Origin of the sequence: Acidovorax sp. 35-64-16 (assembly GCF_002281195.1) — a bacterium.
GTDB classification, from domain to species: Bacteria; Pseudomonadota; Gammaproteobacteria; order Burkholderiales; family Burkholderiaceae_C; genus Acidovorax; species Acidovorax defluvii.
In genome coordinates this window covers 1-13,719 of sequence record NZ_NCFM01000022.1, presented here as the reverse complement: position 1 = coordinate 13,719, position 13,719 = coordinate 1, and the positions used below count along the sequence as shown (strand labels likewise).

12 protein-coding genes and 2 tRNA genes are annotated in these 13,719 nt (G+C 62.5%); 1 reads left to right on the top strand and 13 read right to left on the bottom strand.

Features of this window, described 5'->3' with window-relative positions; genetic code table 11:
- Nucleotides 1-164: 164 nt before the first annotated feature.
- Together B7Y64_RS13450 and B7Y64_RS13445 are read right to left on the bottom strand one after the other, a co-directional pair.
- Nucleotides 165-647 carry a thioesterase family protein gene (locus B7Y64_RS13450; protein ID WP_024815358.1) on the bottom strand — a complete coding sequence of 161 codons (483 nt, stop codon included), beginning with the start codon at nt 645-647 and terminating at the stop codon, nt 165-167.
- A complete protein-coding gene (locus B7Y64_RS13445; RefSeq protein WP_291324738.1) occupies nt 644-1,585 on the bottom strand; it encodes a histone deacetylase in 942 nt (313 codons plus the stop codon). Before B7Y64_RS13445 ends, B7Y64_RS13450 begins: the two co-directional genes overlap by 4 nt.
- A 202-nt stretch (nt 1,586-1,787) precedes the next feature.
- On the opposite strand from B7Y64_RS13445, the gene B7Y64_RS13440 reads away from it, so the two are divergent.
- Nucleotides 1,788-2,336 carry a phasin family protein gene (locus B7Y64_RS13440; protein WP_024815360.1) on the top strand — a complete coding sequence of 183 codons (549 nt, stop codon included), beginning with the start codon at nt 1,788-1,790 and terminating at the stop codon, nt 2,334-2,336.
- A gap of 519 nt (nt 2,337-2,855) precedes the next feature.
- Here B7Y64_RS13440 and B7Y64_RS13435 read toward each other — a convergent pair.
- The 11 genes from B7Y64_RS13435 to B7Y64_RS13385 form a co-directional block, all read right to left on the bottom strand.
- A tRNA-His gene (locus B7Y64_RS13435) sits at nt 2,856-2,931 on the bottom strand.
- Nucleotides 2,932-2,991: 60 nt separating this feature from the next.
- Nucleotides 2,992-4,905 (bottom strand): SurA N-terminal domain-containing protein, encoded by a 1,914-nt coding sequence (locus tag B7Y64_RS13430; RefSeq protein ID WP_291324739.1) that lies wholly within the window; start codon nt 4,903-4,905, stop codon nt 2,992-2,994.
- Between the two features lie 60 nt (nt 4,906-4,965).
- A tRNA-Val gene (locus B7Y64_RS13425) sits at nt 4,966-5,041 on the bottom strand.
- A gap of 15 nt (nt 5,042-5,056) precedes the next feature.
- Nucleotides 5,057-5,329, bottom strand: a complete 273-nt coding sequence (locus B7Y64_RS13420; RefSeq protein ID WP_024815362.1) for an HU family DNA-binding protein — start codon at nt 5,327-5,329, stop codon at nt 5,057-5,059.
- Nucleotides 5,330-5,632: 303 nt separating this feature from the next.
- The gene (locus tag B7Y64_RS13415) at nt 5,633-6,718 is read right to left on the bottom strand and encodes a tartrate dehydrogenase (protein WP_291324740.1); all 1,086 of its coding nucleotides are present in this window, start codon (nt 6,716-6,718) and stop codon (nt 5,633-5,635) included.
- Between the two features lie 70 nt (nt 6,719-6,788).
- Entirely contained in the window at nt 6,789-7,355 is a 567-nt protein-coding gene (gene pgsA, locus B7Y64_RS13410; RefSeq protein ID WP_024815364.1) for a CDP-diacylglycerol--glycerol-3-phosphate 3-phosphatidyltransferase, read from the bottom strand.
- A 31-nt stretch (nt 7,356-7,386) separates the two neighbouring features.
- Nucleotides 7,387-9,378, bottom strand: coding sequence for an excinuclease ABC subunit UvrC (gene uvrC / locus B7Y64_RS13405; RefSeq protein WP_291324741.1), 1,992 nt, complete (start codon nt 9,376-9,378; stop codon nt 7,387-7,389).
- 112 nt (nt 9,379-9,490) lie between these two features.
- Nucleotides 9,491-10,471, bottom strand: coding sequence for a tripartite tricarboxylate transporter substrate binding protein (locus B7Y64_RS13400; protein ID WP_114654909.1), 981 nt, complete (start codon nt 10,469-10,471; stop codon nt 9,491-9,493).
- A gap of 72 nt (nt 10,472-10,543) precedes the next feature.
- Complete coding sequence (locus B7Y64_RS13395; protein ID WP_291324757.1) at nt 10,544-11,509, bottom strand: tripartite tricarboxylate transporter substrate binding protein; 966 nt, start codon at nt 11,507-11,509, stop codon at nt 10,544-10,546.
- A 78-nt stretch (nt 11,510-11,587) separates the two neighbouring features.
- Complete coding sequence (locus B7Y64_RS13390; RefSeq protein WP_291324742.1) at nt 11,588-12,568, bottom strand: hydroxymethylglutaryl-CoA lyase; 981 nt, start codon at nt 12,566-12,568, stop codon at nt 11,588-11,590.
- Nucleotides 12,565-13,719, bottom strand: a 1,155-nt coding sequence (locus B7Y64_RS13385; RefSeq protein WP_291329134.1) for a CoA transferase, incomplete at its 5' end; no start/stop codon positions are given. The genes B7Y64_RS13390 and B7Y64_RS13385, both read right to left, overlap by 4 nt.

The following is a 13,719-nucleotide window of genomic DNA, read 5'->3' as shown; positions in this document are numbered from 1 at the left end:
GAAACCATCGCTGGTGAGACCAGGGAGCCCAAAGTGTAGGCCATCAGGCGCGTACAGCCACCCTTCAGAGACACTGAACGCCCCCGGTTGCCAGATATGTGTCAAAGATGCCTCTAGCGCTTGCACATAAAGCGCAAGCAGCTATGCTTTATATAGCAATTTTTTCAAACGGCTACCACCAGCGCCTGCAGCACGGCACGCAGCGGGTCGGGCACCGGCACAGGACGGCGCGTGGCGCGGTCCACATAAACATGGATGAAATGCCCGGCGGCGGCGCACAACGGCTCGCCCTGGGCAAACAACCCCACCTCATAACGCACGCTGGAGCCCCCCAGCCGCGCCACACGGATGCCCGCCTCCACCGTCTGCGGAAACGCCAGCGGGGCAAAATAATTGCATTGGGTTTCGATCACCAGGCCAATGGTTTCACCGGCGTGGATGTCCAGCACGCCCTGCTCTATCAAGTGGGCGTTGACGGCCGTGTCGAACCAGCTGTAATACACGACATTGTTCACATGGCCGTAGACATCGTTGTCCATCCAGCGGGTGCTGATGGGGCGGAAGGCCCGATAGGCGCTGCGCGGTTGCGGCGCAGGGCGCGCTGGCTGGGCAGGCTGAGCAGCCAGGGAAGTGGTGGCAGTGGTCATGGCCGCCCATTCTGCCAGCGCGCGTGGTATTGCAGGGCCACCCTCCAGGTGGCCAGTTGCGCCTGCAGGGTGTCGGCCATGTCACGGCCATAGCCCCCGGCCATCGTGAAGGCCAGTGGCACGCGGCGCTGCCACGCCCAGTCGAACACCCGGCGGTCACGGGCCTCCAGCCCGTCGTGGCTCAGGGCAAGGCGGCCAAGCCGGTCTCTCACATGGGGATCAGCACCCGCCAGATACAGCACCAGCCCGGGTGCAAAGTGCTGGTCCAGCATATCCAGCGCGTGCTCCAGCGCCTGCAGGTATTCATCGTCCGCACAGCCATCGGGCAATTCCACATCCAGGTCGCCCGCCTCCTTGCGAAACGGAAAGTTGCGCGCCCCGTGCAGCGACAGCGTGAACACGCTGGCATCGCCGCGAAAGATATGCGCCGTGCCGTTGCCCTGGTGCACGTCCAGGTCGATGACCGCTACGCGCAGCGGCTGCTCCGTGCCAGCGCCGCACGCACGCTGCCATTCGGACTGCATGAGGCGTGCGGCCACCGCAACGTCGTTGAACACGCAAAATCCGCTGCCTTTGTCGGCATAGGCGTGGTGCGTGCCGCCGGCCAGATTGCCCGCCAACCCTTCTCGCAGGGCCACGCGGCACGCCGCAATGGTGGCGCCCACCGAGCGCCGGGCACGCTCGGCCATCGCCTCGGACCACGGAAAACCGATCTCTCGCTGTGCCGCTGCAGGCAGGGTGCCGGCAGCGATCGCCTGGATGTAGCCTGGCGTGTGGGCCAGGGCCAGCTCTGCATCTGATGCGGGGGGAGCCACCTGGAGCAGCGCCTGAGGCAATTGCTGCTCCAGCCGGTCACGCAGCAGGCGGTATTTCTCCATGGGAAAGCGGTGCCCATCAGGCAGGGGCAACACAAAATGGTCTGCGTAATAGGCATGCATGACACGATTGTGGCAATCCCGCCCGCGCTGGGGAGTAGCCCCTAATATGCTGCATTGCAACAAAAAATGCTTGCAATTGAACGGTGAGCCCCTAAAATTCAACCCATGCTGCACTGCAACATGGCTTTACCGAGTCAAGGTCAGCGCAGATGTCTGTAAGCCACCCTGACCCATCCGGGTTCCATTTTTTAGGAGATATGACATGTCGCTGACCGCAGAACAAATCCTGGCATCCCACAAAGCCAACATCGAAACCCTGTTCGGCCTGACCACCAAGGCGTTCGAAGGCGTGGAAAAGCTGGTTGAACTGAACGTGACCGCTTCGCGTGCTGCCCTGTCGGAAGCCGCCCAGCACACCCAGGCTGTCTTGGGCGTGAAAGACGCACAAGAACTGCTGGCACTGCAAGCTGGCCTGTTCCAGCCTCTGGCTGAAAAGACCGCCGCCTACAGCCGTCACCTGTATGACATCGCTTCTGGCACCGGCGCCGAGTTCGGCAAGGCCCTCGAATCGCAAACCACCGATGCCCAAAAGGCATTTACCACCCTGGTGGACAGCGCTGCAAAGAACGCCCCCGCCGGCTCTGAAACTGCCGTCGCTGTGATGAAGAGCGCCGTGGCCGCTGCCAACAACGCTTTCGAGTCGGTGCAAAAGGCCGTCAAGCAAGCTTCTGACGTTGCCGAAGCCAACTTCAACGCCGTCGCCAGCACCGCTGCCGATGCTGCCAAGTCGGCCACTCCCCGCAAGCGTTAAGCAAAACATCGCTGCGCTGCAGAGTGCGAACTCTGGCCAGCCATCAGGGATTTCCCTGATAACACGGACATCGCCTTGGCAACGGGGCATCCAGTTGTCTCCTTGGATCCTCTCGAAACCCCCGTTTCAGGGATCCTTTTAAAGCCCGATCCCAGGATCGGGCTTTTTTTTGCCTGCGCGACTAGTGTTTAGCGCGTGCATATGGGCGCTTCATGACTCCTCCGTCGCAGACACTGCAACCCAACGGATGGCAGCGCACGTCGCTCTGGGCGAGGCAACACGCAACTTCGGACGAGGTGCGTTAGATGCAAGGAAGTGGATAAAACGTATGGCACCAAGGTGATGAAGTCGGACGTAAGTGTTTCCGCGCTTATCCCGTTGGTCAATTGCTAGTGCGCTTGTTTTCATGGTCTGTCTGACCGTGTGTGACAGGCGGTGAAACAAGCAGACTGATACCCCCAGCAAAAAAGGGTTTGATTTCTGATGAAATCAAACCCTTGGAGCGTATCTATCGAATTTTGGGGTGGCTGATGGGGCTCGAACCCACGACAACAGGAATCACAATCCTGGACTCTACCAACTGAGCTACAGCCACCGTAGCTTTGTATTATAGCCCGAGAAAACGGGCTGCACTCCAAAATAGTCAAATTTCCAATCAACCCGGCGTGACCTGTGGGCGCGGCACCTTGATCTGAACCTTGAAACGGTCTTTCAACAGTTCGTAATAGGCCAGCCCTTCTGCATTGCTCCACCACTGCAGGTATTGCTGACGCTCTTGTAGAGCGATTTGCTCGTTGGGTGTCTCGCGCGGAACCAGTCGATTGACCTTGGCAGCGGCGTATCCCTGGGCTCCCAGATCCACACCCACCCAGGCTGGCAGGGTGGCTGTATTGGCGCCCAATACCGCATCCACTAAAGGCCTTGGCTGATTTTGGGGTTGGTCACGCGAGACAACGATGGCAGGCAGCAAACCTGCGGCATTGTCGGGCGCGGATTTCCATGCCGCCAGCTGGGCTTCGCCTTCCTTGCGGGCCAGCTCGGCCGATTTTTCGGCAATGTACAGACTGCGCACGCGCGGGCGCACCTCATCCAGAGGGAGGGTGCGAGCAGCGGTGTAGGTGCTGACGCGGGCGGCTGCCATCTGGCTGGGGCCGATTTCCACGGCTTCGGTGTTGCGTTTGTTCTCGATGGAATCCGACGAGAAAAGCGCCTCCAGCAACTTGCCGTTTGCCAAGGGGCCCGTGGTTCCTGGTGCCGGCGTGCGGGTGACACCCGAGGCCGTCATGACCTTGAGTTGAAGCTTTTCGGCCACAGGATTGAGACTGTCGGATTGCTCATAGACGCCATTCGCAAACGATTCGGCCACCTCGGCAAATTTGCGCTGGGCTTGCTGTTGCTTGAGCTCTGCTTCCATCGAGGGGCGCAGCTCTTCGAAGCTCGGTTGGCGGGGGGTCTTGATGTCTGTCAGCAAAATGATGTGGTACCCGAAATCAGTTTCCACCACTTCACTGATATCCCCTTTTTTCATCGCAAACGCTGCGTCTTCAAAGGGCTTGACCATGGCGCCCAGCCCAAAGAAATTCAGGTCGCCGCCCGCCGCAGCAGACCCGGTGTCTTCGGAGGATTTTTTGGCAACTTCCGCAAAAGTGGCGGGGGCCTTGCGTACCTGCTCGAGCAACTGGGTTGCACGGGCCTTGGCTTTTTCTCGGTCTGCCGCAGGGGCATCCTTGAGCGCATTGATCAGAATATGGCTGGCGCGACGCTCTTCCTTGCCTGCAAGGCGGGCTACGTTTTCCTTGTAATAGGTGCGCAGGTCGTCTTCGTTCAGCGTGATGCCCGCCCGCACACTGTCGATGTCCAGCACCACGTATTCCACCGCCGCCTGTTCGGCCTGCTGGAAATCAGCGGTATGGGCCTGGTAGTAGCTCTCCAGATCGGCATCGGTTGGGGTCACCTTGCCAGAAAAATCCGCCGGGTTGAAGCGCGCAATCTGCACTTCGCGGCGCTGGTACAAGGCATCCAGCGACAGCTTGACCTGCGCATCGGTGCTGAAGGTGGACCCCATCACCCCACCCACGACCTGGTTCACCGAAATATCCCGACGCACATTGGCTTCGAAGCCTTCAGGCGTCAGCCCCTGGGCACCGACCAGTGCACGGTACGCCTCGGCATCCAGGGAACCGTCGGGGCGGCGGAGCTCGGCAATGGCAGGAATCTCTTGCAGACTGCGCGCCAGGCGGCTGTCGCTGGTGACGAGGTGCATTTTCTGGGCGGCGGCCTGAAAAACCCGGTCTCGCACCATGCGCTCCAACGTGGCATAGCGCGCCTCAGGCGAGTCAAGCAGCTTTGCATCCACGCCAGGCGACTGGGCGCGGATTCTGTCTGTCTCCATCTTGTGGGCGTTGTCCCAATCGGTCTGCTTGATGTCTTGACCATCAACACGAGCAACAACAACGCCGGTTTCGGAGAAGTAATTGCTGTCGATGCCCACAAGCACAAACGATGGAATGATCAACAAGAACAGCAAGAGCATCACGATCTTGGAGTGCTTGCGGATGGATTCAAACATGGTCGATCTTTCAGTGACAAAAAAACAAAAGGCGAACTTTCGTTCGCCTTTGTTCGGTGGTGGTGGGTCCTGACGGTCTCGAACCGCCGACCTACTCCGTGTAAAGGAGCCGCTCTACCAACTGAGCTAAGGACCCCGACCTAACTGGACATCAATTCAAGGCGTCTTTCAATGCCTTGCCTGGACGAAACTTTGGAACTTTAGCAGCTTTGATTTTAATCGCAGCGCCGGTGCGGGGATTGCGACCCGTGCGAGCTGCACGCTTGCCAACTGCGAAGGTGCCGAAACCGACGAGCGAAACAGTGCCGCCCTTCTTCAGGGTCTTCTTGACGGCCTCAATCGTGGATTCCAAGGCACGCGCTGCAGCGGCCTTGGAGATGTCGGCGTTGGTAGCGATGTGCTCAATCAGTTCGGTTTTGTTCACAAGAAGCCTCTCGGAAAAGAGTTGGTGGAATGTCTCGCGGATATCTGGTCTTCACACGTCCGAAAGCACAACCCTCGGGGCTGGCGGGCATCAGACGGGGGAATGACTGGCATATGCAGCAGGCGCTGCTGCATCAGATTAAAGCCATCGAGTTTCCGGGTGTCAATACAACACGCTGGTTTGTAGCAGCGTAGCAAACAATTCTAGTCGCATTTCACGGTGCGACGGGGCTTGCAGGGCGCTTTTGTATCAAAGCCGCTGCATGGGCAACATTCCCGATTGACACCATGCCAGTGTTGACGCTTACAGCGCCGACGCGATGGCGCGCCCCAGATCCCGGGTGCAGGCTTTTCCACCGAGATCAGGGGTGCGGGGGCCGCCACTTTTCGGATCGAGCACGGCCTCGATGGCCCCCACCACAGCGTCGTGCGCGGCGCGGTAGCCAAGAAAGTCGAGCATCATCGCGCCGCACCAAATTTGCCCGATGGGGTTGGCAATGCCCTGCCCCGCGATGTCGGGGGCCGAGCCGTGCACGGGCTCGAACAGCGAAGGCATGGTGCGTGAAGGGTTCAGGTTGGCGCTGGGCGCAATACCAATGGTGCCGGTACAGGCCGGGCCCAGGTCCGAGAGGATGTCGCCAAACAGGTTGCTGGCCACCACCACATCAAAGAAGTCGGGACGCTGCACAAAGTGTGCGGTGAGGATGTCGATATGGAACTTGTCCACCTTCACATCGGGATACGCCTTGGCCATCTCGGCCACACGCTCGTCCCAGTAGGGCATGGTGATGGCGATGCCGTTGGACTTGGTGGCGCTGGTCAGGTGCTTTTTGGGGCGCGACTGCGCCAACTCAAAGGCGAACTTCAGCACGCGGTCCACGCCGTAACGTGACATCACTGTCTCTTGCATCACGATCTCGCGCGGGGTGCCTTCGTACATGCGACCCCCAATGCTGGAATACTCGCCCTCCGTGTTTTCGCGCACGATCAGCATGTCGATTTCACCCGGCAGGCGGGGCGAGCCATCGCGCCGCACCACAGGGGCAATCACGCCGGGCATCAGGCGCGCGGGGCGCAGGTTGATGTACTGGTCGAACTCGCGGCGAAAAAGCAGCAGCGAGCCCCACAGGGAAACATGGTCGGCAATTTTTTCGGGCCAGCCCACCGCACCAAAGTAAATTGCCTCATGGCCGCCGATCTGATCCTTCCAGTTGTCGGGCAGCATCTTGCCGTGTTTCTCGTAGTAGTCCCAGCTCGAAAAATCGAAGTGGTCGAACTGCAGGTCAATGCCAAACTTGCGGGCCGCGGCATCCATCACGTACAGGCCTTCGGGCATGACCTCTTTGCCAATGCCGTCACCAGCCACGACAGCAATGCGATGTTTCGCCATTCAAACGCTCCTGAAAATATAGCTACTAGCGCTTATCTATCAAGCGCCAGAGGCACAAAAGACTTAAATATTATTTGACGCGTGCCCGAATCTCGGGGAGCGCCTTTTGCAGGTAATACACCATCGACCACACTGTGAGCACGGCCGATGCCCAGATGAGCCAGGTGCCCCACACCCCCGTGTCGATCACGCCAAACAGGTGCCCGTCGTACAGCAGGAACGGGATGGCCGTCATCTGCACTGCGGTCTTGAGCTTGCCGATCATGTGCACCGCCACGCTCTTGCTGGCGCCGATCTGCGCCATCCATTCGCGCAGGGCCGATATGGCGATTTCGCGGCCGATGATGATGAGCGCCACGAACACATCGGCGCGCTGCAGATGCACCAGCACCAAAAGCGATGCGCACACCAGAAACTTGTCGGCCACGGGATCGAGAAAGGCGCCAAACGAAGAGGTCTGGTTGAGCTTGCGGGCCAGAAAACCGTCGAGCCAGTCGGTGGCTGCAAACACCACGAACATCACGGTGGCGATGAGATTGCGTGTGGCCGGGTCGAGCGGCGCGTAAAACACCCCCACGATCAAAGGTATCGCGACGATGCGCGTCCAGGTCATGATGGTGGGAATGGTGAAAAACATGGTGTGATTGTGTCACGATGGCATGGAGACATCAGCGCAGTGCGCGATAGATCTCTTCAGCGAGTTCCCGCGAAATGCCGTCCACCGTCACCAGGTCTTCCACGCTGGCCATCGCCACGCCCCGCACGCCACCAAAGCGCTGCAGCAGGCGGGCGCGCTTCTTGGGGCCCACGCCGGCAATTTCTTCGAGCTGGCCGCCACCCACACGCACCTTGGCGCGCGCGGCACGCATACCGGTGATGGCAAACCGATGGGCCTCGTCGCGGATCTGCGCCACCAGCATCAGCGCGGCAGAGTCCTTGCCCAGGTAAATTTTTTCGCGGCCATCGGCAAACACCAGCTCTTCCAGCCCCACCTTGCGGCCCTCGCCTTTTTCCACGCCCACGATGCGGGTGAGGTCGAGCCCCAGTGCGGTAAACACCTCGCGCGCCACGCCAACCTGGCCCTTGCCACCGTCGATCAGCACCAGATCGGGCAGGCGCGCCACGCCTTTGGGCCTGGCGGCCTCTTGCCCCCCTGGCGCGGGACGGGCCGCAAAGTCGATGCCACCGGCCTCGCGCGCAGCCTCGGCCACCTTGCTGTAGCGGCGCGTGAGCACCTGGCGCATGGCGGCGTAGTCATCGCCTCCGGTAATGCCCTCGACACGATAGCGGCGGTATTCACTGCTCTGCATCTTGTGGTGGTGAAACACCACGCACGATGCCTGCGTGGATTCGCCCGCCGTGTGCGAGATGTCAAAGCACTCGATGGTGAGCTGGTCCAGGTCTTCGGGCGGCAAGTCCAGCGCCTCGGCCAGGGCCCGGGTGCGCGCCTGCTGCGAGCCCTCTTCGGCCAGCAGACGGGCCAGCTGCAGGTCGGCGTTCTTTTGCGCCATATCGAGCCATGCGCGGCGCTGTTCGCGTGGCTGGTGGATGGCGCTCACGCGCAGGCCGCTTTGCTCGGTCAGCGCTGCCAACAGGGCCTTGTCCACCGGCACGCTGGTGACCAGCAGCGGCGGCACAGGCACGCCGATGTAGTGCTGTCCGATAAAGGCCTCCAGTACCAGCGCTTCCACGGGCCGCACTGGCGGGGCGCCTGGCGGGGTCTCCTCGTCACTCTCTTGTGCAAAAACCCCGGCGGCATCTTCCACATGCACCGGAAAATAAGGCCGGTCACCCAGGTGCCGCCCGCCGCGCACCATGGCCAGGTTCACGCAGGCACGGCCGCCCTGCACGCGCACAGCCAAAATATCCACGTCCTTGTCGTCAGCGGTTTCGATGGCTTGCTGGTGCAGCACGCGTGACAGCGCCTGCATCTGGTTGCGCAGCTCCGCGGCCTGCTCAAACTCCAGCTTGTCCGAATGCGCCATCATGCGCGCCTCCAGCGCCTGCAGCAGCTCCTGGGTTTCGCCGCGCAGCAGTGCCTCGGCGTGCATCACGTCGGCCGCATAGGCCTCGGGCGAGATGAGCTGAACGCAGGGCCCCGTGCAGCGCTTGATCTGGTACAGCAGGCAGGGCCGCGTGCGGTTGGCAAAAACCGTGTCCTCGCAAGTGCGCAACCGGAACACCTTTTGCAGCAGCTGGATGGTTTCCTTTACCGCCCAGGCGCTGGGGTAGGGGCCGAAGTAGCGGTGCTTTTTGTCCACCGCGCCGCGGTAATAGGCCATGCGCGGAAACACCTGGCCCGGTGCATCGCCCGTGGCGTTGGCGGTGCCGGTGATCTTGAGGTAAGGGTAGCTCTTGTCGTCCCGAAACAGGATGTTGAACTTGGGGTTCAGCGTCTTGATGAGGTTGTTTTCGAGCAGCAGCGCCTCGGCCTCCGAGCGCACCACCGTGGTCTCCATGCGCACTATCTTGCCGACCATGTGGCCGATGCGCGTGCCGCCATGGTTCTTTTGAAAATAGCTCGATACCCTGCGCTTGAGGTTGAGCGCCTTGCCCACATACAGCAGCGCATCCTGCGCGTCAAAATAGCGGTAAACACCGGGCAGCGCGGGCAGCGCGGCGACCTGCGCCAGCAGTTCTTCGGAATGCAGATCAGACATGGTGCCTATTGTGGCCGCGCACCAGGCACCACCCGGGAATCAAAAACCAGAATGCTATTATTTAAATAGCTACCAGCGCTTACCCATTAAGCGCCAGAAGCCATTTTTACCATTACTCGGCTTCGATTTTCGAGCTTTTCACCACGCCAGCCCAGTTGGCCAGATCGGCCTTCACGCGCTCGCCCAGCTGCTGCGGGCCCAGGTAGTCGGCCGTGGCGCCCTGCTCCTGCGCCTTCTGCTTGAATGCCGCACTTTGCACCACGGTGCGCAGGTCGGCGGCCAGCTTGTCGATGACGGGCTTTGGCACGGCAGCAGGCGCGAACAGCGCAAACCACGATGTGGCATTCACGCCGGGGTAGCCCGCCTCGGCCGTGGTGGGTGCATCGGGCAGGCTGGGCAGGCGCTCCTTGCCGGTGACGGCCAGCACGCGCAGCTTGCCCGACTGGATATGGGGCATGTAGGGCGGCGCGGTGCCAAAGGTCAGGTCCACCTGGCCACCCAGCAGGTCTTGCAGCGCCGGGCCTGTGCCCTTGTAGGGCACGTGCACCATCTTGATGCCGCCCTGCTGCTCCAGCATGGCGCCCGTCACGTGCTGCAACGAGCCGTTGCCCGACGATGCGTAGTTCAGCTTGCCCGGGTTGGCCTTGGCGTAGGCAATCAGCTCGGGCAGCGTCTTCACCGGCAGGTCGGCACGCACCACAATGATCTGCGGCGCCGAGATCACGTTGGCAATGGGCTGAAAGTCGCTCTGCGCCCACTGCGCCACCTTGGTCAGGTGGGGCGAGATCACGTGGTAGCCCGAGTACTGCATGAGCAGGGTGTAGCCATCGGCCTCGGCCCGCTTGACGATGCTGGCCGCAATGTTGCCGTTGCCACCGCCCTTGTTGTCCACCACCACCGACTGGCCCAGCACGGGCGCCAGTGCCTGCGCCACCATGCGCGCCGACAGGTCGGTGGTGCCCCCTGCGGCCGTGGGCACCACCATGGTCACGGTCTTGGTGGGATAGGCGCCCTGCGCCCAGGCGGCACTGCCCAGGCCCATGGCCAGCGCGGCGATGGCCAGGGTGGTGAATTGCTTGCGATTGGTTTTCATGCGATGTCTCCGTTTTCACTGTTGTTGAATACTGTCGGTTGGGCGATGGCTCTGAAGCCCGCGCCCACTCGCTTAATCTACCGTGGCACCGGTGTCCTTGACCACGCGGCTCCACTTGGGCAGGTCGGCCTGCACCAGCGCCCCCAGCTGGGCGGCTGTGCCCTTGAAAGGCTCGCAACCCACGGCGGCCAGTTTCTCGACCACGTCCTTGTGCTCCAGCGCGCGGGCCACCTCGGCCTGCAGCTGCGCCACGATGGGCGCGGGCGTGCCGGCCGGGGCAAACAACGCATACCAGGGGGCCTGGCCAAAGCCCTTGATGGTTTCGCCAATCGTTGGCGCATCAGGCAGAGCCGCCACGCGCTTTTCGTTGACCACGCCCACCACCTTGAGCTTGCCTGCCTTGATGAAGGCAATGGCCGACGGCAGGCTCTGCACCGACAGCGGCACCTGCCCGCCCACCACATCGGTGGCGGCAGCGGCCGAGCCCTTGTAGGGAATGTGCTGTAACTGGATGCCCGCGGCCTTTTGCAGCATCTCGCCAATCAGGTGGTTCAGCGTGCCGTTGCCCGCCGAGGCAATCGAATACTTGCCGGGGCTGGCCTTGGCCAGCGTGACCAGCTCGGCCACCGTGTTGCCTGGGAACGAGGGGTGCGCCACCAGCACATAACCGGCCGTGGCAATGGGCGCCACGGGCGCAAAGTCTTTCACCGGGTCAAAGCCCGGGTTCTTGTAGAGCGCGGGGCCAATCACATGCGCACTGTCGGATGTGAGCAGCAACGTGTAGCCATCATTGCGCGCGCGGGCCGTGGTGCCCGTGGCCAGGGTGCCACCTGCACCAGGGCGGTTCTCCACCACCACGCTCTGGCCCAGCTGCTCGCCGAGTTTTTGCGCCACCACGCGGGCAATCGCATCGTTGGCACCGCCTGCGGCCTGCGGCACCACCACCGTGATGGGCTTGGACGGAAACTTGTCCTGCGCGCTCGCCGTGAAAGCGGCCGAGCACAGCACGGCAGCAGCAAAAATGCGGCGGGACATCATGGGGTGGGTCATGGTTTTTGTCTCCTGGTGTTATGGATAAAACAAGGCAAGCACGGCGAACCGTTCGCACATCGACGCTCAGCGCGCCAGCGCCCGTTCGCGAATGGCTTCAAAGTCCGCAGGCACCGGGTGCAGCGTCAGGCGCTGGCCCGCCTTGACGATCTGGCTGGGAATATCGTGGCCAATCAGGGCCGGCAGGCGCTGCGCTGCGGCAACCAGCCGGGTCAGCTCCACCCCCGTGTCGTAGCCCATGAGCTGCAGCGCGTGCACGATTTCCTCGCTGCACACATTGCCCGACGCGCCCGGCGCGTAGGGGCAGCCGCCCAGCCCGCCCAGCGAGGCATCAAACCGGTCGGCTCCCGCATCAATGGCCGCCAGCACATTGGCCAGCCCCATGCCTCGCGTGTTGTGAAAGTGCAGCGTGAAATCCATGCCCGGCCAGCGCGCGCGCGCCGCAGTGGTGAGCTGGTGCACCTGGGTCGGATACGCCATGCCCGTCGTGTCGCACAGCGTGATGCCGCGCACGCCCAGGTCGGCAAAACGCTGCACCCAATCGAACACGGCGGACGCGTGCACATTGCCCTCCATGGGGCACCCAAACACGCATGACAGCGACACATTCACCGCCACCTGCGCGGCCTGCGCCGTGGCAACCACCTGCGCCAGGCTGGCAAAAGACTGCTCGCGAGTCATGCGCAGGTTGGAAATGTTGTGCGTTTCGCTGGCCGACATGACGAGGTTCAACTCGTCGGTGCGCGCCTCGATGGCACGCTCGGCACCGCGCACATTGGGCACCAGGGCGGTGTACACGGTGCCTGGCAGGCGCGTGATCTCGCGCATGACGATCTCGGCATCCCTGAGCGCCGGGATGGCGGTGGGCGATGTGAACGAGGTCACCTCGATCTTGGAAAGCCCCGCATTCGACAGCGCATTGACCAGTGCAATTTTTTCCTCGGTGGGCACAAAGGCCTGCTCCATCTGCAAGCCGTCGCGCGTGCCCACTTCCTGCATGTGGATGCGGCGCCCCGCACCTTGCCACACCGTGCTGGATGCACTCATTGAATCACCCCTTTGCTGCGCAGCAGCGCAATCTGTTCATCCGACAACCCCGCTTCAGCCAGCACGGCATCGGTGTCGTCACCCAGGTGCGGCGCGCTGCTGCGGATGGTGCCGGGCGTGGCCGAGAGCTTGGGCACGATGCCGGGCACCTGCACCGTGTAGCCGTCGCGCGTGGTTTGCGATAGCAGCATGTCACGGGCGCGGTAGTGCGGGTCTTCGGCAATGTCTTTGGCGGTGTAGACCTTGCCTGCGGGCACACGGGCACCGCCCAGGGCATCGAGCACCTGCTGCACCGTGCGCTGCGCGCTCCAGGCGCCAATGGCGGCATCGAGCTCTTGCACCCGGGCCACGCGACCCGCGTTGTCGGCCAGGTCGGGCGCGGCGCCCAGGTCAGGGCGGCCAATGGTGTCCATCAGCCGCTTGAAGATGCTGTCGCCATTGCCCGCAACCAGCACCCAGCCGTCCTGACACGGGTAGGCGTTGGACGGCGCAATGCCTGGCAGTGCGCTGCCTGCGGCCTCGCGCACCACGCCAAAGGCGCTGTATTCGGGGATCAGGCTTTCCATCACGTTGAACACCGCCTCGTGCAGCGCCACGTCGATCACCTGGCCCTGGCCGCCGTTGACCTTGCGGTGGTACAGCGCCGTGAGCACGCCGATGGTGCCGTGCAGCGCCGCCAGCGTGTCGCCAATCGACACGCCCACGCGCACCGGCACGCGGCCGGGCTCGCCCGTCAGATGGCGCAGGCCGCCCATGGCCTCGCCAATGGCGCCAAAGCCCGGCAGGTCTCGGTAGGGGCCGGTCTGGCCGTAGCCCGAGATGCGCAGCATCACCAGGCCGGGGTTGAGCTGGTGCAGCTCTTGCGGCGACATGCCCCAGCCTTCCAGCGTGCCCGGGCGAAAGTTCTCGATCAGCACATCGGCCTCAGCAATCAGCTGGCGGGCGATGGCCTGCCCTTCCTTTTGGCGCAGGTCCAGCGCCACCGAGCGCTTGTTGCGCGACTGCACCTGCCACCACACCGAGGTGCCTTCCTTGATCAGGCGCCAGTTGCGCAGCGGGTCGCCGGTTTCGGGGGCCTCGATCTTGATGACATCGGCGCCAAACTCGCCCAGCGTCTTGCCGCAAAACGGGCCGGCGATGAGCTGGCCCAT